Raw genomic sequence first — 22,596 nt, forward strand, 5'->3', positions numbered from 1 at the left:
TCACCATGGCCATCCTGCCGCCGCCCACCGGAAACACCGTGATGGACCCCGTGATCCGCAGCGGCCGCTACCTCGCGGTCGGCACGACCAGCCACCTGCACCTGCGCGGCTGCTGGCACGTGTGGAGCACCGACGGCGCCTACATCGGCTACGCCACCGACCCCGGCCTGATCTCCCTGGTCATCGCCCGGTACGAGAACGGCCACACCCCGTAGGCCCTGCTGCTTCCCGCCCGGCGCGCCGGCCGCCGAGCCCGCGCCGGGCGGGCACCAGCCCCCTCTCCCTCTCCCCCCTCATCCGAATGGAGGCCCCTGCTGTGATGCCCACCCTGGCCACCGTGCCCGCCGCCGCGGCGGCGCCCGCGGTGACGGTGTCGATCACCGTGCTGCTGGTCGCGATCGGCATCGCCCTGTGCGTGTGGGTCGGTCACCGCTGGTCGACCCTCGTCGTCGGGCTGCTGATCGGCCTGTTCCTGACCGGTACCGGCTTCGCCGAAGGCGCCAAGAAGGCCGTGACCACCGTCGCCACCACCACGCTCAGCGCCCTGTCGGAGGCTGTCCAGTGACCGCCCCGACCACCTCCGGCGACAGGGGTGCTGCCGTGCGGACGGACTGGCCGCTCGCCGTGGGGATGAGCGCGGTCGGTCTGGCCGCCGCCGCATCCTCGTATGCCGCCCTGCAGGATCTCGCTCTGCGGACGAGTTGGTGGCCGTGGTTGTCGTGGCTGCTGCCGGTGACGGTCGATGCGTACGCGCTGACCGCGGTGCGTGTGTGGCTCGGCCGTTCGACCCGCAGCCGCACCGCCCGTGCCTGGGCCAAGGCCAACGCGATCGGCGGCATCGCGCTGTCGGTCGCCGGCAACGCCGTCGACCACGCCGCCGCAGCCGGGGTGATCCCGGTGTCCTGGCCGCTGATCGTCGCCGTGTCCGCCATCCCGCCGGTCGTCCTGGGCCTGCTCGTGCACATGGCCCACCTCCGTCACCAGCCCACTACCGATGCCCCCGCCAACAGCACCCCTGCTGCCACGGACCAGCAGCCTCAGGCCGAGGACGGCCCGGTACCCCTGCCGCCCGTACCCGGTCAGCCCCCTGCCGCGCCCGACGCACCGAAGCAGCAACGGCCCCGCCGCTCCCCGGCCGCGGGAAAGCGGCGGCGGACCCTGCCGCCGGGCAAGTCCGACGACGAACTGATCAGCGCGGCACGGCAGCACATGGCCGACGGGGGAGAGGCATCGGCGACCTGGCTGATGAAGACCTACGGCATCGGCACCGGTCGCGCCGCCCGCATCCGCGACGCCGCCGCCCAGCGCGTCCCCCGCCACACACCCCCGCTGACCGTCGTCCCCGACGTCGGCGAGCCACCGCTCTCCGACACGCCCGCGCCCCCTCCCGTCGGCCCTGACCCGGAGCCCTCGCCCATGACCACCGACTCTGACGCACCCCTGCCGCTCACGCCCCCTGCCGACAGCCACGAGCAGGTCGCCGACGAACGCGAAGAGGAGAAGGCCTTATGACGTCCCTCCTGCAAGTCCTGCCGTTAGCCGCCCCGGTGGCAGGCTGGGCCGCACACGCCCTGTTCCTGGCCCGCCGCCTGCGCACCGCCCGCACCGACCCGCTCACCGGGCTGATGGGCAGGGACACCTTCACCGCCCGCGCCCTGCGCGCCATCGGCCACCCGTACGCCGCCGTGCTCCTGCTCGACCTGGACGACTTCAAGAACGTCAACGACACCTACGGACACCACGCAGGTGATCAGACGCTCGCCACCGTCGGGGGCCGTCTGGCCGACTGGTGCGCAGAACGGCGCGGCTTCGCCGGCCGCCTCGGCGGCGACGAGTTCGCCGCCGTCGTCCGGCTCGCGCCCGACGCCGACCTCCATGCCGAGCTGCTCTACGGGCTGTGGATGCAGCTGTCGGCGGCGGTCGACACCGGCACCGCGCTCGTCCATCCGAGCGCCGCCATCGGAATCTGCCGTACCAGCGACCGCCCCGGCGCCGGACTGCCCGGACTGCTGCGCGGCGCGGATGAGGCGATGTACCGCGCCAAGCGCCTGGGCCACCGCTGGCAGCCTGCATGCCGTCACGACGTCTACCGCACGGTCAACGGCCGCCGCATCGGGCGCCCCGGCACCGGCGTTCTCCCTGACACCGCCCGGAAGGTGGCCCCGTGATGGCCCCGTTGTTCGAGCGCGATACGACCACCGTCCGCATCCCCAGGCAGCGCCGCTTCTCCCGCCAGGCGCCGGTCGTGGTCGTCCTTCCCCAGGAACTGACCTGGAAGCAACGCGCCGCCTACGCGATCGGCCGCGCAATGTGGAAGCGCCGCCGCGCGCTCCTCCCCGCCCTCACGTCCCTGACCTGTTTCCTGGCGACCGTTGTTGCCCATCACCTCGCGCCGTGGCTGTGGGCCGTGCTGGCCTTCGTCGCGGTAGCGGGACCGGGCTGGCTGGTCTGGATCGAGCGCCGTCGCCCTTCCGCGGGACGCCGCGTGCGGATGTGGCGGTACGGACTCGCCGCGCTCGTCATGACGGCCGGAGCGTGGGCCGCGGCCTCCGTCGCCTACGGGCCGACCGCCGGCCTGCTCCCGCTGTTGTGGCTGCTGCTGACCATTGCCGCACATGTCACCTGGCGCACCCTGCGCCGCCCCACCCCCGCCCCTGCTGCTGAGTCGTTCGAGAAGGAGCCCGGCGTATGACCACCCCGCCCTACGGATACGGCCCCCGGCCCGGAGGCCCCGGTAACACCGGCAGCACGGGCAGTCGTTCGGCGAACGGTGCCGGTGGCGGCAGGTCCCGTCACCGCACCACGCACCGCACGTACAACTTCAACGTCGGCGGCCAGAACACCAACGGCAGCGGAGGCGGGCGCGGGGGAGGTGGCGCCGGGTTCTTCCGCAACGGCGCCCGCGGCCAGGGCGGCGGCATGCACAGCCCGCTCGCCGACCCGGAGTTCTTCTCCAATGTCGACATACGCAACTACTGCGAGGGCGGCCGCGGCCTCTTCCTCCAGCTCTCCTTCGAGCTCGCCTCCGCCTCCGAGGTCTTGGAGGCGGTCCTGAAGGAGGTGCCGGACCCGGAGGGGCGGGCGTTCGGGTCGCGGATGCGGGCCCGCCGGGTCGCCAAGCGGATGAAGAAGGCCGCCGAGGACGCCCGCGACACCGCCAAGAACATGGCGGCCACCTACGCCGCCTTCCAGCGCGAATTCGACCCCGAACTCGCCCCCTACCACACCCGCCAGCGCCCCACCGCACGCCGCTTCGACTTCAACGCCTGACCCGCACTCCACCGGAAGGAGGCATTGAGCCGTGCCCCAGTCCCCACCCGAGCAACTCCACGAGGAGCACCTGCGCTCCGCGCACGGCAGCGGGGGAGTGATCGAGTACCTGCTCCACCGGGTCAAGCCACATCTGCCCCCGTGGCTGGTGGGGGCCGGGGCCGGCCTGGTCTCCCTGCCCGCCCACCACTACTGGGCCGACAGCGCCGCTGCCACCGCCGGCCTGACCCTCGCCTCGGTCGCCCTGACCGGCGTCACGTGGTGGACGGGCAGGAGCACCACCGCCCAGCGCCGTCTCCACTCCGCCATCACGGTTGCCGCCGGGACGAGCTGGTTCACCGCAGCCGCCATCGCCGGCCCCGGCGCCGGGCCCCTGGGCGGCCTGTACTTCATGGGCGCCCCCGCCGTGGCCCTGTCCTGGAACATTCGCCAGGTCCTGCGCCGCAACCCCGACGCCACGAGCGCGGGCGGCGACGGCGGGCTGCTGGAGAAGGTCGGTCTGGCCAAGACCCAGATCACCCACTCCGACGTCGCCCCCAACAAGGCCACCTTCGACATGCAGCTCCCTCGCGGTGAGTTGACCACTGAGGACGTCACGAAGGCTGCCCCGCTGCTGGCCAGCGCCCTGGATGTGCCCAAGAACGCCATCCGCGTCACCCCCGACCCCGACAGCGCCTCGCGCGCTCAGCTGACGGTCGTCCCCCTCGACCTGCTGAAGAACACCGTCCCCTACCCCGGCCCCTCGTACCCCGGCGGCAGCATCGCCGACCCCGTCGCCGTCGGCATCTACGAGGACGGCACCGTCGCCGTCCTCTATTTCCCCGGCGACCCGGCCACCGCCCGCAACGCCATGCACCTGCTGATCATGGGGATGACCGGCTCGGGCAAGTCCGAGGGCGGCATGACGGCCCTGGCCGAGATCCTCTCGCGGCGTGATGCCGTGGTCTGGGCCTCCGACCCGTCCAAGGCCGAACAGACCCTCGGCCCGCTCCTGCCCGCCCTCGACTGGGCCGCGCTGGACATCAAGTCCACCAAAGCCATGATCGAGGCGCTCAAAGCCGCCATCCCTGCGCGCACGGCGTGGCTGGCCAAGTACGGCTACAAGCAGTGGGTACCGGCCTGCGCCGGGACTCAGGCCGACGGCTCACCGGGCATGCCCTACCTCATCGGCTGGTTCGAAGAGGCTGCCAAGACCATCCGCGAGACCGACGAGGACGTCTTCACCGGCATCGCCCAGGAAGCCCGCTCCGCTGGCGTCTCCCTCGTCGTCTCCATGCAGCGCGCCTCCCACACCCAAGTCGCCACCGATACCCGCGCTTCCCTCGGCTCGTCCTGGTGCTACGGCGTCCGCAACGACCGCGACGCAGGCTTCGCGCTTGACGACGAGGTCCTCGATGCCGGCGCCGCCCCGCACCTGTGGAAGGACAAGAAGCCCGGCTACTGCTACCTCGTCGCCAACGGCATCCCCGAGACCTTCTGGCCCACGCCCGCCCGCTCCTACCTCACACCCCGCGAGTACTTCGACTGGGTCGTCCTGACCTTTGCCGAGACCCGAGCCGCACTCGACCCCGTCACTGCTGAAGCCGCCGCGAAGGCCGCCGGACGGCACTTCACCCAGCGCACCCGCTACCCCCTGCCCGGCACCACCGATGCCCAGCCCAGGGAGACCGCCGTGACCGACCACGACCACGAGCCCTACGACCAGGCCGACGAAGGCGATTACGCCGACGAGTACGAGCAGCACGAAGCACACACGACCGTTGCCGCCCCGTACGACGAGGACGACGTCGACCCCGAACGGGAACTCCCCGAAGCCACCCATGTCGTACGGTTCGCCGAACCCCCGCAGGGCCGGCGCCGTGAGCGCATCTCGCCCGCCAGGGCCCGCCAGGTGATGGAAGAGATCCTCGGCGAGTTCGAGGCCGAAGGCCGCACGATCGTGGGCCCCAGGGACTTCATGGAGCACTGCGACCGCCACGGCCGCGGCCGCTCGTGGGTCTCCGGCCAGGTCGCCGACTTCATCCTGGCCGGACGCCTCGCCGAGACCGGGGAGCCCGGCGAGTACCGCATCGTCCGCGACGACGAGGCCGCCTGACGGCCCTGACGCGTCAGACGCGTCTGACCCCCCTGACGGCACCGCGGCCCCTAACGCGCGGGTGACGCGTGCGCGCGACCCCCCTCAGACGCGTCTGACACCCCCGGCCTGACACCCCTGACACCCTCGGAATCCGCACGACAGGAGAGCGCCCGCATGCCCCCGACCGCCCCTGACCGACCGTCGGCCGCGCCCACCGCAGCCCTCGGGCTCGCCCTGGCCGCCGCCTCCCGAGGGCTGGCCGTCCTCCCGCTCTCCCGCACCAAACTCCCCGCCATCCGCTCCCCGCACCGCGACGAGCCGCGGCCCGCCCGCCGCTGTCGCGGCGAGTGCGGCCGCATCGGCCACGGCGTCCACGACGCCACCACCGACCCCGGGACGATTCGCGAGCTCTTCGCCGCCGCCCCGTGGGCCACCGGCTACGGCATCGCCTGCGGACGCCCGCCCCACCACCTCGTCGGCCTGGACCTGGACGTCAAACACGACCAGGACGGCCCCGCCGCCCTGCAACACCTCGCCGACACCCACGGCTTCCAGCTCCCTCCGGCGCCCACCGTGCTCACCCCGAGCGGCGGCCGCCACCTGTGGCTCACCACCCCCACCGGTACGACGGTCCCGAACTCCGTCGGCCGCCTGGCCCCCGGCATCGACGTCCGCGGCACCGGCGGCTACCTCGTCGGCCCCGGCTCCCGCACCACCGCCGGCACCTACTCCTTCGCCCCGGACACACCGCAACTGCCCGCACCCACCGTCCCGGCGCCACTGCTCGCCCTGATGCAACCCACCACCAGCCGGCCCGCGCCCTCCGGGCGCCACCCGGTACCGGCGTCCGGGAAACAGGCCGTCGGCCTGGTCCGTTTCGTCCTCGACGCCACCCCCGGAGGCAAGAACGGCACCGGCCGCAACGACCGCCTCTACTGGGCCGCCTGCCGCGCCTACGAAACCGCCGACCGCGACGCCGACGGCATCGCCGCCGCCCTCATCGAGGCCGCCGTACACACCGGACTGCCCGAGCTCGAAGCCCGCGCCACCGTCACCTCCGCCGCCCGCAACGCCCGCCGGAGCCCTGCGTGAGCACGGAGCACGACCACAGCACCGACACCTCCGACCTCGCCCGCCGCCTGCTCCAGGGCCAGGGCGTCGACCCCGACAAGAAGGGACCTTCCCAGGCCTCACTCCTGGCCGCCCTGGCCCGGGACCGCTACGAGCTGTTCATGTCCGACGACGGCCGCCCCTACGGCATCCCCGTCACCGGCCCGAACATCGCCCTGCCTCTGCGTGGCAAGGCCGGTTTGCGCTCGCAGCTCGCCCGCATCTTCGCCGACACCCACCACGGCACCGTCCCCTCGCAGTCAGCTCTCGCTGACGCCATGACCGTCCTCGAAGGAGTCGCCTCCATGGCCAACCCCCGCACACCCCAATTACGCGTCGCCCGCCACGACGACCGCATCATCGTCGACCTCGGCACCACCGATGGCCGCTGCGTCGCCATCGGCCCCGACGGCTGGCAGCGCCTGGGCGCGTCCCCAGTCGTCTTCCGCCGCTCCGGCGCCATGAAGCCCCTGCCCGAACCCGTCCGCGACGGCGACGGCCTCGCCCGGCTCCGCTCCCTGCTCAACACCAACGACGAAGGCTTTCAACTCCTGGCCGCCTGGCTCGTCGCCGCGTTCATCCCCGACCTGCCCCACCCGATCCTCGCCTTCCGCGGCGAACAGGGCACCGGCAAGTCCAAGGGCGCCGCCATGGTCATCGGCATCGTCGACCCCTCCGGCGCCCCCAAGCGCACCGCACCCCGCGACCTGAAGTCCTGGGCGGTGCAGGCGTTCAACTCCTGGGCCATCTGCCTCGACAACGTCTCGATCGTCCCGGACTGGCTCTCCGACGCCCTGTGCCGGGCCGTCACCGGCGACGGCATCGTCGACCGCGCCCTGTACACCGACGACGACGTGGTCGTCCTCGAATTCCGCCGCGTCCTGGCCATGACCACCATCGACGCTGGCGCGCTCGCCGGCGACCTCGCCGAGCGCCTGCTGACCATCGAGCTGCAGCTCATCCCCGACCACAAGCGCCGCGAGGAAGCTGAACTCGACCGCGCCTATACCGACGCCCACCCCGCCATCCTGGCCAGCCTGTTCGACCTCCTCGCCCGGGTTTTGAAAGCCCTGCCGGACGTCACGCTCACCGAGCGGCCCCGGATGGCCGACTTCGCCCGCGTCTTGGCGGCCGTCGACCGCGTCACCGGCTGGCACACCCTCGACTCCTACCGCGCCACCGCAGCCGATGCCGTTGCCGACGTCCTCGATGGCGAACCCTTCGCCCAGGCCGTCGTCGAGCTTGTCGATAAAGCCGGCCCCGACGGCCTGACCCTCACGGCCAGCCAACTCCTCGCAGCGGTCGAGATCCCCGACAAGCTCCCCAAGAAGTGGCCCAAGGACTCCACCCGCGCCGGCGGCCAGCTCAAACGCCTCGCCCCCGCACTGCGGACGATCGGCATCGAGGTTGACGACTCCCAGCGCGGACCCAAGCCGAAGAAGCAGCGCCTCTACTCCCTCACCGCATCAGCAGAGAGAAGGTGCGAAACAGCGTCCCCAGCGTCCCCCCAAGCCCCCAAACCATCCGTGACCTGCGGAAACAGGGGGGACGCTAGCGATGGGCCCTCAGCGTCCCCCCACCCCGCCGAGGGGACGCTGACCCCCGCACAGCGTCCCCCCACGCCACCACCTCTGACCTGCACAAACGCGAGAGGGGGGACGCTGGGAACGCTGGGAACGCTATTTCGCACCTTCTCTCTGGTGACCCCACCTCAACCCCGCGGTGCACCGAGTGCGGCACCCCACTCGCCGACTTCCTCATCGCCATCGGCGAGACCACCCACCCCGGCTGCGACCCCACCCTCACGCCCAGGAGCTGACCCATGCGCATCCGCCTCCACGGCAGCGAAGACGAGTGCACTCGCACCGCTGAATTCCTCGCCCAGGTGCTCGACGTCCTCGACATCAGCCGGCCTTACCGCGACCGGCCCCCGAGCCGCCTCGCCCGCATGTACCTCACCACCGCGCTGCCCACCGCCGACTCGACGAAGGAGAAGTGATCACCCTGGGACGCGTCATTGACCCCCGCCTCAAACTTGCCGATGTCCTCGACGAACTCGGCATGTCCCGCTCGGCCTTCTACCGCATGCGCGCCCGCGGCAAGGGCCCCAAGTGCAGCAAGCTCCCCAACGGACAGCTCCGCTTCCTCCGCTCCGACCTCGACGCCTGGTGGGCCGACTGCGCGGAGGACGGGAGCGGCGCGTGGGACTGAGCTACCGCGTCCGCTTCTGGGACATACGTGAGCGGCCCGGCCGCCGGAGCCCCTTCGAGGTGCGCTGGACGGTCAACGGCCGTGAGAAGTCCGAGTCCTACAGCACCATTGGCCTCGCCGAGAGCCGGTGGTCGAAGCTCATGACCCTCGCGCGGGAGGGCGAAGCATTCGACGTGCAGTCGGGCCTGCCTATCTCTGAACTGCGCGCCATCAAACAGAAAGTCACCTGGTACCAGCACGCACACGACTACATCGAGCAAAAATGGGATCACACCCCCGGCAACACCCGCCGCACGCTGGCGGACGCCATGGCGACCATCACGCCCGCGCTGGTGAAACCCGGATCCAGATACCCCGATCACCGGGTCTTGCGGCGCGCCCTGTACAGCTGGGCGTTCAACAAGAAAGCTTGGGAGAATGAGCCGCCGGAAGAATGGCGTCCGGCCATCGGGTGGATCGAGCAGCGATCCCTGCCAATCGGCGCGCTGGAGGATGCTGCGGTTGTGCGGCAGGCCCTGGATGCGCTGAAGCTCAAGCTCGACGGCACGCCGGCTGCCGCGAAGACCGCCTTGCGGAAGAAGGGAGCCTTCAGCGACAGCCTCGGCCTCGCCGTCGAGAAGGGGTACTTCACCGCCAATCCGCTCGCGGGCGTGAAGTGGCGGGCTCCGCAGCCGCCGGAGGAAGTCGATCCGGAGTGCGTGCCAAACCCGGCTCAGGTTAAGCGGCTGCTCGGAGCAGTGCGGGGCTTGGGCGGCCGAGGACCGCATCTCGAAGCGTTCTTCGGCTGCATGTACTTCGCCGCGATGAGGCCGGCTGAGGTGATCCGGCTGGAGCGTTCGCAGTGTCGTCTTCCTGAGGAGGGATGGGGCCTGCTCACCCTGCGGGGCGGTGTCGTCCTCTCGGGCAAGGAATGGACGGATGACGGCGAGGCGCACGAGGTCCACGCCCTGAAGAAGCGAGCGCTGAGGGAAACGAGACCAGTCCCCATCCCGCCGGAGCTCGTCGCGATGCTGCGGGAACACGTCGATCGCTTCGGGACCGCCTCTGACGGACGTCTCTTTCGCAGTGGCCGCGATCTCTACGTTCAGAGCGCTGCCTATAACAAGACCTGGAAGAAGGCCCGGGTGACCGCTCTTTCGAAGGAGGAACAAGCCTCCCTCGTTGCCAAGCGCCCGTACGACCTACGGCACGCGGGCATTTCCTTCTGGCTCCACTCCGGCGTCGACCCGGCCGAGTGCGCCCGTCGGGCTGGCCAGAGCATCGAGGTGATGTTCCGCGTCTACGCCAAGGTTCTCGCGGCAGGCCAGGAGCGCGCGAACCGCCGGATCGCGGCGGCTATGCGGGAGTGGCGGTGATCGACGTCACACCGCCACTACCCTACGTCCATCATTCAGGCGGGAATGCAGGCAGAAGCCCTCGGCGGGTCAGCTCTTCCTTGATCCACAGCTCGCGCTGCTGATGAGCCCAGAGGAATGCCTGCATACGGCTGTCGGACTTAGCCCTAGCCGTCCTGGCGAATTGGCTGCCCAGGGTCTCCTGCACCATGTCTCGGAGCTCCTTGAGCTTTTCGCGCGCTTCCGTGTCTCCCTCTGTGACGCGTGCGTCCCAGAGGGCGAGTGCCTCACCCCACAGCTTCGCGGAGTAGGTGTCGGCCTCCTCCGACTCCTCGTTCATCTCGTCCTCGTGCTTCAACCACGCAAATGCCTTATTCATGCCTTCACGGAGGACCGGCAGTAGGGCAAGCAGTGTCGAAGTGTCCAGCGCCGAGTAAGTGGCGCGCCAACTCTCGTCCGTTGATGACATGGCCTCACGCTAGCCACTGTCTGCCCATCGGGAGGTGGAACATCTCAAAAAGCTAGGGGTGAATCGCTTCTCCTCACGGGTCGGCTGGCGCTGGCCCGTGACTGGCCCGGAATGCCTGGTCAACCCTGGGGCTGAGGTGAGACAAGGTGGTGCATAGGCCGCAAGCTTGGCGCCGCTCTCCCGTCCCTTCTGCGCACACTGCCAGGGGCCTCCGACTAGGTTCGCTGCAGGTCGGAGGCCCCTTCTGCACGCTCTAGAAGAAGCCCAGCTTCTTCGGGGAGTAGCTCACCAGCAGATTCTTCGTCTGCTGGTAGTGGTCCAGCATCATCCGGTGGTTCTCCCGCCCTATGCCCGACTGCTTATAGCCGCCGAATGCGGCATGGGCCGGGTAGGCGTGGTAGCAGTTCGTCCAGACGCGGCCGGCCTGGATGGTGCGGCCGGCTCGGTAGGCCGTGGTGCCGTTGCGGGTCCAGACGCCGGCGCCCAGGCCGTAGAGGGTGTCGTTGGCCAGGGTCATCGCGTCGTCGAAGTCCTTGAAGGAGGTGACGGCGACGACGGGGCCGAAGATCTCTTCCTGGAAGACGCGCATGCGGTTGTCGCCCTCGAAGATCGTGGGCTGGACGTAGTAGCCGCCCTTGAGGTCGCCGCCGAGGTCGGCCCGGGCGCCGCCGGTGAGGATGCGGGCGCCCTCCTGCCTGCCCAGGTCGAGGTAGGAGAGGATCTTCTCCAGCTGGTCGTTGGAGGCCTGGGCGCCGATCATCGTGGTGGTGTCCAGGGGGTGCCCCGGGACGATCGCCTCCGTGCGGGCCTTGGCCGCCTCCAGGAACGGGGTGTAGTGGCCCCGCTGGATCAGGGCGCGGGACGGGCAGGTGCAGACCTCGCCCTGGTTGAGGGCGAACATCGTGAAGCCTTCGAGCGCCTTGTCCAGGAAGTCGTCGTCGGCCGCCGAGACGTCGTCGAAGAAGATGTTCGGGCTCTTGCCGCCCAGTTCCAGGGTGACCGGCTTCAGGTTCTCGGACGCGTACTGCATGATCAGGCGGCCCGTCGTGGTCTCGCCCGTGAAGGCGATCTTGGCCACGCGCGGGCTGGAGGCCAGCGGCTTGCCGGCCTCCACGCCGAAGCCGTTGACGATGTTCACCACGCCGGGCGGCAGCAGGTCCGCCACCATCTCCATCCACACGTGGATGGACGCCGGGGTCTGCTCGGCGGGCTTGAGGACCACCGCGTTCCCCGCCGCGAGGGCCGGGGCCAGCTTCCACGCGGCCATCAGGAGGGGGAAGTTCCAGGGGATGATCTGGGCGACCACGCCCAGCGGCTCGTGGAAGTGGTACGCCACCGTGTCCTCGTCCAGCTCGGACAGGCTGCCCTCCTGGGCCCGGAGCGCCCCCGCGAAGTAGCGGAAGTGGTCGATGGCCAGCGGGATGTCGGCGGCCAGCGTCTCGCGGACCGGTTTGCCGTTCTCCCAGGACTCCGCCACGGCCAGCGCCGTCAGGTTCTCCTCCATCCGGTCGGCGACGCGGTTCAGGACCGCCGCCCGGTCCGCCGGCGACGTGCGGCCCCACGCCGGCGCCGCCGCGTGCGCCGCGTCCAGCGCGCGCTCGACGTCCTCCGCCGTGCCCCGCGCGACCTCCGTGAACGGCTGCCCGTTCACCGGCGTCGGATTCTCGAAGTACCGGCCCTTGGCCGGCGGCACGTACGCGCCGCCGATCCAGTGGTCGTACCGCGGCCGGTACGAGACGACCGCGTCGGAGGAGCCGGGGTCGGCATAGCGGGTCATGGGGGACCGCCCTTCTTCCCGTTCACTGCCGCCCGCCTCGGCGCGGGCGGCGACCGGGAGGAAGCTAGCCCCCGCGAGGTTGCGCGGACGTTGCCCGCGCGCCCGGCCCGTACGCCCGGCGCAGCCGTGCCGCCTCCGCCGCCACCGCGCCCCGCTGCGGCGCGCTCATCGGCAGCGCCGCCAGCAGCCGCTCCCACACCTCCAGGTCCTCCCCGCCCCACGGGGTGTCCGCCCACAGCTGGAGCGCCCCCGCGTCGCCGGAGCCCAGGACCGCCCGCCGCAGCAGACCCTCCAGCCTCCGCCGCATCCGGCACACCCCCGGCGCCTCCGACGACGGCAGCAGCGGGCCCCCGTACGCCCGTACCGCCCCACGCGGGCCGTCCTCCGCCAGCCCGCGCCCCACCGCGGCGAAGTCCGTCTCCACCGGCGCGCACAGCCGGTACGGGCGCGAGCCCAGCAGCGGGCCCACCAGCCGTCTCAGCCGTGACAGCTCCGCCCGCAGCGTCACCGGCGGCACCGGCCGGTCCCCGTACAGGCCCGCCGTCAGCTGGTCGCCCGTCAGGCCCGCCGGGTGGTCCGCCAGCAGGACCAGGATCTCGCTGTGGCGGCGCCCCAGCCGCAGGCGCCGGCCGCCCAGGGTCAGCAGCGCCTCGTCGCGCCCCAGCGCCGACAGCCCGTCGCGCACCGGCTCCCCGGCGGCCGCCAGCTCCGCCTCCGCCGCCCGCGCCGTCGCCCTGACCAGCGCCAGGCTGTGCGGCCCCGCCAGGTGGTCGCCGCCGGTGATGTCCACCGCGCCCAGCAGCCGCCCGGTCCGCGGATCGCGCACCGGGGCGGCCGCGCACGTCCATGACTGCACCAGGCGGTTGTAGTGCTCCGTGGCGAAGATCTGCACGGGGTGGCCCAGCGCCAGTGCCGTGCCCGGCGCGTTCGTCCCCGCGTGCCGCTCGTCCCAGCGCGCCCCCGCGACGAAGTTCATCCGCTCCGCGCCCCTGCGCATCCCCGCGGGCCCCTCCACCCACAGCATCCTCCCCGCCGCGTCGCAGACCGCCAGCAGGTGCGCCCCGTCCTCGGCCACGGAACCGAGCAGCTCGCGGAAGAGCGGCAGCACCGCCGCCAGCGGGTGGTCCCGGCGGTGGCTCTCCAGCTCCGCGTCCGCCAGCTCCACCGGCGCGACGAACTCCGGCCCCGGCAGCGCCGCCGCCGAACGCCGCCACGAGTCGGCCACGACCGCGCGCACCCGCGGGTCCACCACCCCGCCGGCCCCACCGCCCGTCCCTCCCGTCACGAACGCCGCGTGCGCGCCCCGGACCGTACGGCACCGCTCGGCGGGACCCTCCCCGCACGCCATCGCCAGCCACGGGTTGACCACCGCGCACCCCTCCCCACCCCTGGTCCGCCGCCGGTCGCCCGCCCAAGGGCGGTCCGCGCGGCCGTACTTGCGGTAAGGGCGCCAGGGCTTGCGGCCACGCCCTCCCCGCCACGACTCTTCCTTTACCCATCGGACACGAACGGAAGACCGGAAGAAAAAACATGCCGAAAGTTCTCATCGACGTACTCGAACGCACCCTCGCCGCCTACCTCACCACCTTCCTCGGCCTCCTCCTCGCCGACGGCTTCGACCTGACCGACGTGTCCGCGCTCAAGGCCGCCGCCATCGCCGCCGTCCCCGCCGCGCTCTCCGTGATCAAGGGCGCGATAGGCACCCGCTTCGGCGACAGGACGAGCGCCGCCTGGCTGCCCGGGAAGAAGTCGTCCGGGAGGAAGGGGACGGGGGCGAAGCGGACCGGGAAACGGGCCGGGGCGAACACGCCCGCGAAGAAGACGGCCGCCAAGAGGTCCCCCGCGAAGAAGGCCCCCGCCGCGAAGACCGCCGCCAAGACCGCCGCCAAGAAGACCTCCTCCCCGGCTCCCACGAAGGAGACGCCCTGACAGTCCCCGCCCGGCCGCCCGGAAACGGAAGCGCGGACCGTGCCCCCGGACCCCATGCCCCCTGAGTGGAGGACGCGCGTTCACACGGGGTGTGCGGAACGCACCCACGCGGACCCCCGCGCACACGTTCCCGCGCCGGGCCGCCGCGCGGTTGACTCGGCTACGCGAGTCCCAATGGAGCGACGGGACCCGGGCCGTCGGTCCTTCCCCCGAGCCGGCGGCCCACCGCCTCGTACCGCCGGGCGGACGGTACGGGGCGGTTCCGTGCGCCCGAGCGGGCGGACGTACGGGCGTCAGTACGCCCCCCGCCGTCGCTCCGCGCGAGGCGGGTGCAACGATGTCCCCGTCATGAGCGCAGGGCAGTCGCCGTACCAGGGACCCCGGACGCTGCGAGCCGCGATGTTCGCAGTGGTCTGTGTGCTGCTCGCTGCCCTGGGCCACGCGGTCATGTCAGGGACGACCGTCCCCTGGTGGGCCGTCGTCGTGGCGCTGTCCGGCACGGGCAGCGCGGCGTGGTTCCTCGCCGGGCGCGAACGCGGCCCGCTGCTCATCACGCTCGCCACGGTCGGCGCCCAGACCGCCCTGCACCACTTCTTCGCCCTCGCGCAGAACGTCGCCGCCAACGCGGCGCGCGCGGCGCGGCTGGGCCTGGACGGCGACTTCCCCCTCCCCGGCGGCATGAGCGGTATGAGTGGCATGGGGGATATGGGCGGGATGGGGGACATGGCGGGCGGTGGGCAGGGCATGCCCGCCATGCCGTCCTTGCCCATGCCCTCCGACATGCCCGCCATCCCCATGGACCACTCCATGGGCATGGGCGGCATGGCCGGCATGGGCCACGACATGTCCATGCACGCCGGCCACGGCGCCCTCGCCATGTGGTCCGCCCACGTCGTCGTCGCCCTGATCTGCGGCATCTGGCTCGCCGGCGGCGAACAGGCCGCCTTCCGGCTCGGCCGCACCCTGCGCACCCGGCTCTTCGCGCCCCTGCTCGTCCTCTTCCAGGACGTCCCCACGCGCCAGGGCCCGCCGCGCATCCGCGCCGACCGCACGCGCGCGGCCCAGCGGCTGCGACAGCTGCTCTACGCCCATGTCCTCGCCACCCGTGGTCCACCGGCCCGCCCCGTCGCCGCCGCCGTCTGACGGAACCCCGTCCGCCGGCTGACGGCGACCGACCTGGCCGAACCACGTCACCGGGACGCCGCCCGCCCGCACCCAGGGCCGGCCGCCCGGATTCCAGGAAGGACCCACGGCGATGACCCCTGCCCGCACGCAGGCCGCGCCACGACGGCACGAGCCGCCGACCGCCGCAGCAGCGATCCCCGCCCCGACCGCCTCAGCCGAGACCCGCCGTCAGCAGCTTGAGCCGGCGCGCCCGCTCACCCCAGCCACGGCACTCGACGCAGCCCAGCAGATGGGCGTCGAGCACCGGACCGGACACGTCCGGCGGCGGCTCCTCCCCGTCGAGGCGGGCGGACAGGGCGGTACGGAACTCACGGCAATGCACCCCGCCATCGTCCCCGGCGCCACCCGCGCCCCGCGCACCACCCCCCTCGCGAAGCCCTTCGCGACCGCCCGCACGGCACCCCGCCTGACCGTCCTCGCGGGAGGCCGCCGTGCGTGACGACGAGACGGTGACCGCCTGGGCGCTCGCCGCCCGCGGCGGTGACGCCGACGCCGTGGAGCGCTTCATCCGCGCCACCCAGCACGACGTACGGCGCTACGTGGCGCGGCTCAGCAACGACCCGCAGGGCGCGGACGACCTCGTGCAGGAGACGTATCTGCGCGCGCTGCGCTCGCTGCCGCGCTTCGAGGGCCGCTCGTCGGCCCGTACCTGGCTGCTGACCATCGCCCGCCGCACGGTCGTGGACCGGCTCCGCTTCAACGCGGCCCGGCCCCGGCTCTCCGACACGGACGACTGGCAGTCGGCCGCCGAACGGACCCAGTCCGCCGAGCTGCCCGGCTTCGACGAGGGCGTGGCCCTGTCCCAGCTGCTCGACCGGCTGCCCTACGAGAGGCGCGAGGCCTTCGTCCTCACCCAGCTCCTGGGCCTGCCCTACGCGGAGGCCGCGGTCGTCGCGGGGTGCCCGGTCGGCACCGTCCGGTCGCGGGTGGCGCGGGCGCGTGAGGCGCTGATCGTGCAGCTGGAGACGGCGGAGCGGGCCGCCGCGGGCGGTGTCACGGGGATGCCCGTGATGGCGCGGGCCGCGGCCTGACCGTCCGACGGGGCTCCCGGGCCCCGGACACCGGAACGCCGGGCGGGCCGCGGAAGCGGTCCGCCCGGCGTTCCACGTCACAGGGGAATGCGGCCCCGGCCGTCCGCCCGCTACCTCCCGGCGGCGGTTCCGTCACTGCCCGGCCGTACGACCAGCGCCTCCACCCGGACCGCGCCGCTCTCGCGGAACCGCAGCGTCACCGGCAGCCGCTCGCCCAGCCGGAGCCGGGGCGGGCGCACCACCATCACGTCCAGGCCGTGCGGCGACATCTCCACCGCGCGGCCCGCGGGCACGGGCACGGACGGGACCATGCGCATGGAACCCGCGCCCCGCTCGACCACGGTGCGGCTCAGCATCGTGCCGCCGGCGTCCGGGACCTCGACGTCCACGAGCTCGTCGGCCACGTCGCCCGTGTTGCGGATCCGGAAGAACGCCGCCGTGTCGTCCGCGCCGAACGGGAGCAGGATGCGCGCGTCGTCGACCGTCACGGCCGCCGGGCGGGCCGCCGCCCCGGACAGCGTCCAGGCGCCCAGGCCGCCGAGCGTGACGGCGGAGGCGAGCAGCGGGACGAGGGCGGCGCGGGCGGCCCCGGCCAGGAGGGCGGTCCGGCCGCCGGCGCGGAGCCCCGCGGCGGCGGGGGAGTCCGTGGCGGTACGGGTGGCGGTGCTCACGCCCGTACCCGTGGACGGGCCTCCGTTCGTGCCCGTGCCCGTACGAGCGTCCTTACCTCTACGAGCCCCCGCACCCGTCCGCCCGTCCGTCCCGCCGCCGGGCGAGTGGTCCTTCTTCACGCGTCACCCCGGGTGTCGTCGTCGTTCCTCAGGTTCTTCTCCGCGGCGCCGCCCGCGGGCAGCCGTACGGGCCGGGCCCCGCCGTCCGTTCCCTCCTCGCCCCGGCGCGGCCCGGGCGTCGTGCCCGCCGCCGCCACGGGCGCGACGCCCGCACGCGGCCCCCGCGCCCCGGGCCGTCGGCCGCCGCCCCGGCCGCCGCCGGTGCCGCCCAGCCCCGACCGCCTCGGCTGCCAGCCCCTCAGCCGCAGGCTGTTCGCCACGACCAGGACCGAGCTCACCGACATCGCGGCCGCGGCCACCATCGGGCTCAGCAGGCCCACCGCCGCCAGCGGCAGGGTGACCAGGTTGTAGCCGAAGGCCCAGGCCAGATTGGCGCGGACCGTCCCCGACGTCCGCCGGGCCAGGCGGACCGCGTCCGCCAGGGCGCCCATGTCCTCGCGGACCAGCGTCACGTCCGCCGCGCCGATGGCCGCGTCCGTGCCGCCGCCCATCGCGATGCCCAGGTCCGCGCCGGCCAGCGCCGCCGTGTCGTTGACGCCGTCGCCGATGACCGCGACCCGGCGGCCCGCCGCGCGCAGCCCGCGGACGAGCTCAGCCTTGTCCTCGGGCGTGGCCCGCGCATGCACCTCCTCGATGCCGAGCTCCGCCGCGACGGCCCGCGCCGCGCCCTCGCTGTCGCCCGTGGCGAGCACCGGGCGCAGCCCGAGCCGCTTCAGGTGGTCGACCGCGCGGTACGAGCCGGGGCGCACGGTGTCGCCCAGGGTGATCACCGCCTCCGGCGCGCCCGCCACCCGGACCACCACCGCGGTCCGCCCGTCCCGCTCGGCCTCGCGCACCGCGTCGTCGAGCTCGGCCGGCAGGCCGACCGGCCGGGGCCGCTGCCCGGCGGGGCGCTTCCCCTTCTGCTTCCTCGTGTGCGTACGGCCCGGCCCGCCCTCCGGCCGTACGACCTCCACCAGCCGGTCCCCGACCCGTCCGGCGACGCCCTTGCCCGGCGTCGCCACGAAGTCCGCGACCTCCGGCGGGGCGCCCGTGCCGGACTCCTCCGCGTACACGCGGACCGCCCGGCCGACCGGGTGCTCCGAACCCCGCTCGACCGCCGCGGCCAGCCGCAGGACCTCGTCCGCGCCCGGCCCGCCGGCGCGGACGCTCACGCCCGTCACCGTCATCGAACCCGTCGTCAGCGTGCCGGTCTTGTCCAGGACGACGGTGTCCACCCGGCGCAGCCCCTCCAGCGCCTGCGGGCCCTTGACCAGGATGCCGAGGCCCGCGCCCCGGCCCGTCGCGGCCAGCAGGGCCGTGGGGGTCGCGAGGCCGAGCGCGCACGGGCAGGCGACCACGAGCACCGCGACGGCGGCCGTGACCGCCGCCTGCGGGGCGGCACCCGCGCCGAGCCAGAAGCCGAGGACCGTGACGGCCACGGCCAGCACCGCCGGGACGAACACCCCGGCCACCGCGTCGGCGACCCGCTGCGCCTTCGCCTTGCCCGCCTGCGCGTCCTCCACCAGCCGAGCGATCCGGGCGAGCCGCGTGTCGGCGCCGACGGCCTCCGCCCGCACCTCCAGCAGGCCGCCGGAGTTGACGGCACCGCCCACCACGGCCGAGCCGGGGCCCGTCTCGACGGGCGCGCTCTCGCCCGTCACCAGGGACATGTCCAGTGCCGAGCTGCCCGCGACGACCGTGCCGTCGGTCGCGACCCGCTCACCGGGGCGTACGACGAAGTGGTCGCCGACCCGCAGCCGCTCGATCGGCACCCGGTGCTCGGCGCCGTCCCGCCGCACGACGACGTCCTTCGCGGCGAGCGAGGCGAGCGCCCGCAGCGCCGACCCCGTGCTGTGCCGCGCCCGCGCCTCCAGCGACCGGCCGATCAGTACGAACAGCGGCACGCCGACGACCGCTTCGAGGTACACGTCCGCCGTGCCGCCGCCCATCGAGCCCACGGCCGGGACCAGAGTGAACGGCATCCGCATGTCCGGGTCCCCGGCGCCGCCGAGGAACAGGGCGTACGCCGACCACGAGTAGGAGGCCAGCACGCCCAGCGAGACCAGCGTGTCCATGGTCGCGGCCGCGTGCCGCAGGCCGCGCAGCGCCTTGGCGTGGAACGGCCACGCGCCCCACACGGCCACCGGCGTGGCCAGGGCGAAGCACAGCCACTGCCAGTTGCGGAACTGGAGGCCGGGGACCATGGAAAGGACCAGCACAGGTACCGACAGCAGGGCTGTGACCAGCAGCCGGGTCATGGCCGACGGCTCCGCCGGCCCGTCCGCCCCACCCTCCGGATGCGCGGCGGCGGCCGGCGGTTCGGGCAGCGACGCGGTGAATCCCGCGCCCTCCACCACGGCCATCAGCTCCGCCGCGGTCACCGCGGCCGGGTGGCTCACCCTGGCCCGGCCCGTGGCGAGGTTGACGCTCGCGCTCACGCCGTCCAGCCGGCCGAGCTTCTTCTCCACCCGGTTCACGCACGCCGCGCAGGTCATCCCGCCGACGATCAGCTCCGTCGTCGCGGCGTCCGCCACGGTGGCCCCGCCGGGCCCGCTCGCCGAGGTCGTCATCGGGTCACCTCCACGGCGCCCGGGGCGCCCATGCCGTGCATGCCGCGCATCCCGCCCATCCCGTCCATGCCGCCCATGTCTCCCGGACCGCCGCCGGAACCCGCGCCCCCGCCGGAGCCGCCGGTGCGGTGTATGCCGGGGAAGGCGGGCCCGGCCGCCGCCCCGGCCGCGTACGCGACACCGAAGAGGGCGGCCAGCAACAGGACGAAGCCGAGCAGGGTTCCGTACGCGCGGGACGGCCCGAGGCGGGCCGGACTGAGGACGTGACGAGCGGTCATCGCCGCATCGTGACACGTCGCGGACCGCGGCGGCCCGCATGCGACGGGCTCCCGGCGCGTGAGGATCATCCCTTTCGTCCCCGGGAACCAGCGGCCCCTCCGGGCCGACTACCCAGGGATGAGGCGGCCCCGCGCACCGCCGCCGGCGCCCCTTCCCGCGGGCCGGCCGGGCACCGCCACCGCGCCGCCGTGAACAGCCGGGAACTCGCCACGCCCGCCGTCCGACTTATCAGGGGTCCACGACTTCGCGAGGAGCACCCACCGTGTCGCTGCCCGACCCGATCCCCCTGTACGGACCCGAGTACAAGCGGGATCCCTATCCGCTGTACGAGCGCCTGCGCGCCGCCGGCCCGATCCACCGGGTGCTCTTCCCCAGCGGGGTCACCGCGTGGCTGGTCACCGGCCACGCCGCCGCCCAGCGGACCCTCGCCGACCCCCGGCTCGGCAAGAACCACTCGCGGGGCAACGACCGCTGGCGCGAGCGCGCCTCGATCATGCCCGAGCCGCAGCACTCCCAGCTCCAGGTGCACCTCCTCCACCAGGACCCGCCCAAGCACACGGCCATGCGCCGCCTGGTCACGGACGCCTTCGCGCCGCGCCGGGCCGAGGCGATGCGGCCGCGCTTCCAGGAGATGGCGGACGCGCTCGTCGACGCCGTGCCCGAGGACGCGGACACGGCGGACCTCGTCGCCTGCTTCGCCGCCCGCTTCCCCTTCCAGGTCCTCGCCGAGGTCATCGGGCTGTCCCCGCGCCTCGCCGCCCGCTTCCGGCGCGAGTGGGGCAAGGTCGTGGCCCCCGTCGGCCCCACCGACCCCGGCCGCCCCGCCTACGAGGCGCTGCTGCGGGAACTCCAGGCGTACATCGCCGAGGTGGTGGCCGACCCCGGCGAGGGCCTCCTCGGCGGCCTGGTCGCCGCCCGTGACGCGGGCGAGCTGACCCGGGAGGAGCTGGACTCCATGATCTTCCAGCTGCTGGTGGCCGGCCAGGAGCCCGTCACCAACCAGATCACCACCGCCATGGTCGCCCTGCTCCGCCACCCCGGGGTGCTGGACCGGCTGCGCGCCGAGCCGGACCTGATGCCCGCCGCGGTCGAGGAACTGATGCGCCTCGACGGTGCCTTCGAGCTGACGACCTGGCGCTTCCTCGCCGAGGACGCCGACCTGCACGGCACCCGGGTGCCCGCCGGCGACTCCGTGATCGTCTCGCTGTGCGCCGCCAACCGCGACCCCGAGCGGTTCCCCGACCCCGACACCCTCGACCTCGACCGGGCCCAGGGCCCGCACCTGTCCTTCGGGCACGGCGTCCATTTCTGCCCCGGCGCCGCCCTCGCCCGCATCGAACTCCAGGTCGCCCTCGGCACCCTGATCCGCCGCCTCCCGGGGCTCCGCCTCGCGGTCCCCGACGCGGAACTGCCCTGGATCCCCGCCGTCCTCGGCCGGGGCGTGGGCGAGCTGCCCGTCGCCTTCGACCGGCCCGTCTGCCCCCGCCCCCGTGGATGAGTGCACCATGCCGACCCTTTCCGCAGACCTCGCCCCCGCCGTGGACACCGCCCTCCCCGGGGCCGTCGCGGCACCCGTCCCGCCCCTGAAGACGGCCCGCCCCATAGGCACCCCCTCGCCCGCGGCGACCACGGTCGAGGCCCGGGTGCTCAGCCTCCTCCTGCCGTACCACCGCACGAGCGGTCAGGCCTCCCCGGACCCCGCCGACCACCCGGAGCAGTTGCGCCAGATACGGCAGTTCACACAGGCCGGCGAGCCCGTCGTCCTCACCCTGCCCGGCTTCCCCTGCAAGTCGCCGAACCCGGCCAAGGTGCTCGGCCACCTCCCCGACGAGGGCGAGCGGCTCTCCCTGGGCTTCCTCGACCGTCTCTGCGCGCGCGTCGGCGAGGTGTACGAGCCCGGGGCGCGCATGCTCATCTGCTCCGACGGGCACATCTTCGGCGACCTCATCCGGGTGCCCGACGCGCGGATCGACGCCTACGGGGACGCCCTGCGCGCCCTCATCCGCGACGAGGGGCTGACCCGCCTCGACACGTTCGACCTGCGCGACGTCCACGGCGACCTCGACCACGACACCAAGCGGCACCTGGTCACCGACGCCTACGCGCCCTCCGTGCCCAGCCTGCGCGAACTGGCCCGCACCGACGAGGAGACCGCCCGCCTCTACCGCGGCATCACCCGCTTCCTCGTCGAGGACACCGCGGACTTCACCGGCACCCGCTCCGCCCTCCAGCGCGAGTGCCGCACCCGCGCCTACGGCGTCATCGCCCGCAGCCGCGCCTGGGGCGACCTCATCGCCCACCACCACCCCAGGTCCGTACGCCTGTCGATCCACCCGCAGCGCCCGGGCTCCGAGAAGTTCGGCATCCGCCTGCTGGACGCCGCCGACGCGTGGGCCACGCCGTGGCACACGGTGGTGCTGCGGGGACGAGGGGGAGCGGCGCGGCTGATGCGGCGCGAGGACGCGGAGCGCGTCGGGCGGCTCGTGCTGCGCGACGGGCGCCCCAGCCACTACGAGGAGAACTGAGGGGCCCCGCCCCCGGAAAAGGCGCCGGACGGGCTGATTCCAGCCTGTCCGGCGCT

The 22,596-nt window shown here is 73.5% G+C and carries 24 protein-coding genes; 17 read left to right on the forward strand and 7 right to left on the reverse strand.

Going from position 1 to position 22,596, the window contains the following annotated elements:
- Nucleotides 1–5: 5 nt before the first annotated feature.
- The 11 genes from SMD11_RS27670 to SMD11_RS27720 all read left to right on the forward strand — a co-directional run bounded on the left by SMD11_RS27670 (nt 6) and on the right by SMD11_RS27720 (nt 10,023).
- Complete coding sequence (locus SMD11_RS27670; RefSeq protein ID WP_087929036.1) at nt 6–215, forward strand: hypothetical protein; 210 nt, start codon at nt 6–8, stop codon at nt 213–215.
- Between the two features lie 104 nt (nt 216–319).
- Nucleotides 320–565 carry a hypothetical protein gene (locus tag SMD11_RS27675; RefSeq protein ID WP_087929037.1) on the forward strand — a complete coding sequence of 82 codons (246 nt, stop codon included), beginning with the start codon at nt 320–322 and terminating at the stop codon, nt 563–565.
- Nucleotides 562–1,512, forward strand: a complete 951-nt coding sequence (locus SMD11_RS27680; RefSeq protein ID WP_087929038.1) for a DUF2637 domain-containing protein — start codon at nt 562–564, stop codon at nt 1,510–1,512. Before SMD11_RS27675 ends, SMD11_RS27680 begins: the two co-directional genes overlap by 4 nt.
- Nucleotides 1,509–2,168: a GGDEF domain-containing protein gene (locus SMD11_RS27685; protein WP_087929039.1), complete on the forward strand. Its 660-nt coding sequence runs from the start codon at nt 1,509–1,511 to the stop codon at nt 2,166–2,168. Before SMD11_RS27680 ends, SMD11_RS27685 begins: the two co-directional genes overlap by 4 nt.
- The gene (locus SMD11_RS27690) at nt 2,168–2,692 is read left to right on the forward strand and encodes a hypothetical protein (protein ID WP_159395360.1); all 525 of its coding nucleotides are present in this window, start codon (nt 2,168–2,170) and stop codon (nt 2,690–2,692) included. Before SMD11_RS27685 ends, SMD11_RS27690 begins: the two co-directional genes overlap by 1 nt.
- Nucleotides 2,689–3,270, forward strand: coding sequence for a plasmid transfer protein TraA (gene traA, locus SMD11_RS27695; protein WP_087929041.1), 582 nt, complete (start codon nt 2,689–2,691; stop codon nt 3,268–3,270). The genes SMD11_RS27690 and traA overlap by 4 nt, the downstream gene beginning before the upstream one ends.
- Nucleotides 3,271–3,301: 31 nt before the next feature.
- On the forward strand, nt 3,302–5,365 hold the full coding sequence (traB, locus tag SMD11_RS27700; RefSeq protein ID WP_234366181.1) for a plasmid transfer protein TraB: 2,064 nt from the start codon (nt 3,302–3,304) through the stop codon (nt 5,363–5,365).
- A gap of 156 nt (nt 5,366–5,521) precedes the next feature.
- Nucleotides 5,522–6,439 (forward strand): bifunctional DNA primase/polymerase, encoded by a 918-nt coding sequence (locus tag SMD11_RS27705; RefSeq protein ID WP_087929042.1) that lies wholly within the window; start codon nt 5,522–5,524, stop codon nt 6,437–6,439.
- A complete protein-coding gene (locus SMD11_RS27710; RefSeq protein ID WP_199843966.1) occupies nt 6,436–8,478 on the forward strand; it encodes an ATP-binding protein in 2,043 nt (680 codons plus the stop codon). Before SMD11_RS27705 ends, SMD11_RS27710 begins: the two co-directional genes overlap by 4 nt.
- On the forward strand, nt 8,453–8,668 hold the full coding sequence (locus SMD11_RS27715; RefSeq protein ID WP_267896865.1) for a helix-turn-helix transcriptional regulator: 216 nt from the start codon (nt 8,453–8,455) through the stop codon (nt 8,666–8,668). The genes SMD11_RS27710 and SMD11_RS27715 overlap by 26 nt, the downstream gene beginning before the upstream one ends.
- A complete protein-coding gene (locus tag SMD11_RS27720; RefSeq protein WP_234366182.1) occupies nt 8,659–10,023 on the forward strand; it encodes a tyrosine-type recombinase/integrase in 1,365 nt (454 codons plus the stop codon). The genes SMD11_RS27715 and SMD11_RS27720 overlap by 10 nt, the downstream gene beginning before the upstream one ends.
- Nucleotides 10,024–10,054: 31 nt before the next feature.
- Here SMD11_RS27720 and SMD11_RS27725 read toward each other — a convergent pair whose 3' ends face one another.
- The 3 genes from SMD11_RS27725 to SMD11_RS27735 all read right to left on the reverse strand — a co-directional run bounded on the left by SMD11_RS27725 (nt 10,055) and on the right by SMD11_RS27735 (nt 13,617).
- Nucleotides 10,055–10,471: a hypothetical protein gene (locus SMD11_RS27725; RefSeq protein WP_087929043.1), complete on the reverse strand. Its 417-nt coding sequence runs from the start codon at nt 10,469–10,471 to the stop codon at nt 10,055–10,057.
- Between the two features lie 253 nt (nt 10,472–10,724).
- Complete coding sequence (locus SMD11_RS27730) at nt 10,725–12,248, reverse strand: aldehyde dehydrogenase family protein (RefSeq protein WP_087929044.1); 1,524 nt, start codon at nt 12,246–12,248, stop codon at nt 10,725–10,727.
- Between the two features lie 64 nt (nt 12,249–12,312).
- The gene (locus SMD11_RS27735) at nt 12,313–13,617 is read right to left on the reverse strand and encodes a helix-turn-helix domain-containing protein (protein WP_087929045.1); all 1,305 of its coding nucleotides are present in this window, start codon (nt 13,615–13,617) and stop codon (nt 12,313–12,315) included.
- Nucleotides 13,618–13,778: 161 nt separating this feature from the next.
- Here SMD11_RS27735 and SMD11_RS27740 point away from each other — a divergent pair, with 161 nt between their 5' ends.
- Together SMD11_RS27740 and SMD11_RS27745 are read left to right on the forward strand one after the other, a co-directional pair.
- Complete coding sequence (locus tag SMD11_RS27740) at nt 13,779–14,177, forward strand: holin (RefSeq protein ID WP_087929046.1); 399 nt, start codon at nt 13,779–13,781, stop codon at nt 14,175–14,177.
- 348 nt (nt 14,178–14,525) lie between these two features.
- On the forward strand, nt 14,526–15,320 hold the full coding sequence (locus SMD11_RS27745; protein WP_087929047.1) for a hypothetical protein: 795 nt from the start codon (nt 14,526–14,528) through the stop codon (nt 15,318–15,320).
- 193 nt (nt 15,321–15,513) lie between these two features.
- Here SMD11_RS27745 and SMD11_RS36550 read toward each other — a convergent pair whose 3' ends face one another.
- Nucleotides 15,514–15,684, reverse strand: coding sequence for a zf-HC2 domain-containing protein (locus tag SMD11_RS36550; RefSeq protein WP_234366183.1), 171 nt, complete (start codon nt 15,682–15,684; stop codon nt 15,514–15,516).
- Here SMD11_RS36550 and SMD11_RS36895 point away from each other — a divergent pair.
- A complete protein-coding gene (locus SMD11_RS36895) occupies nt 15,679–15,801 on the forward strand; it encodes a hypothetical protein (RefSeq protein WP_267896867.1) in 123 nt (40 codons plus the stop codon). The two genes, SMD11_RS36550 and SMD11_RS36895, sit on opposite strands and share 6 nt — an antisense overlap.
- Nucleotides 15,794–16,393, forward strand: coding sequence for a sigma-70 family RNA polymerase sigma factor (locus SMD11_RS27755; protein WP_087929048.1), 600 nt, complete (start codon nt 15,794–15,796; stop codon nt 16,391–16,393). The genes SMD11_RS36895 and SMD11_RS27755 overlap by 8 nt, the downstream gene beginning before the upstream one ends.
- A 110-nt stretch (nt 16,394–16,503) precedes the next feature.
- Here the strand turns inward: SMD11_RS27755 and SMD11_RS27760 are convergent, their stop codons facing one another.
- The 3 genes from SMD11_RS27760 to SMD11_RS27770 all read right to left on the reverse strand — a co-directional run bounded on the left by SMD11_RS27760 (nt 16,504) and on the right by SMD11_RS27770 (nt 20,014).
- The gene (locus SMD11_RS27760) at nt 16,504–17,064 is read right to left on the reverse strand and encodes a copper chaperone PCu(A)C (RefSeq protein WP_234366184.1); all 561 of its coding nucleotides are present in this window, start codon (nt 17,062–17,064) and stop codon (nt 16,504–16,506) included.
- A gap of 116 nt (nt 17,065–17,180) precedes the next feature.
- The gene (locus tag SMD11_RS27765) at nt 17,181–19,736 is read right to left on the reverse strand and encodes a heavy metal translocating P-type ATPase (protein WP_234366185.1); all 2,556 of its coding nucleotides are present in this window, start codon (nt 19,734–19,736) and stop codon (nt 17,181–17,183) included.
- A complete protein-coding gene (locus SMD11_RS27770; RefSeq protein ID WP_087929049.1) occupies nt 19,733–20,014 on the reverse strand; it encodes a hypothetical protein in 282 nt (93 codons plus the stop codon). The genes SMD11_RS27765 and SMD11_RS27770 overlap by 4 nt, the downstream gene beginning before the upstream one ends.
- Before the next feature lie 263 nt (nt 20,015–20,277).
- Between SMD11_RS27770 and SMD11_RS27775 the strand changes: the two genes are divergently transcribed.
- Both SMD11_RS27775 and SMD11_RS27780 read left to right on the forward strand, forming a co-directional pair.
- On the forward strand, nt 20,278–21,513 hold the full coding sequence (locus SMD11_RS27775) for a cytochrome P450 family protein (protein ID WP_087929050.1): 1,236 nt from the start codon (nt 20,278–20,280) through the stop codon (nt 21,511–21,513).
- Between the two features lie 7 nt (nt 21,514–21,520).
- The gene (locus SMD11_RS27780) at nt 21,521–22,540 is read left to right on the forward strand and encodes an L-tyrosine/L-tryptophan isonitrile synthase family protein (protein WP_087929051.1); all 1,020 of its coding nucleotides are present in this window, start codon (nt 21,521–21,523) and stop codon (nt 22,538–22,540) included.
- Nucleotides 22,541–22,596 lie beyond the last annotated feature (56 nt).

The sequence above is a fragment of the Streptomyces albireticuli genome (genome assembly GCF_002192455.1).
Classification (GTDB): Bacteria; Actinomycetota; Actinomycetes; order Streptomycetales; family Streptomycetaceae; genus Streptomyces; species Streptomyces albireticuli_B.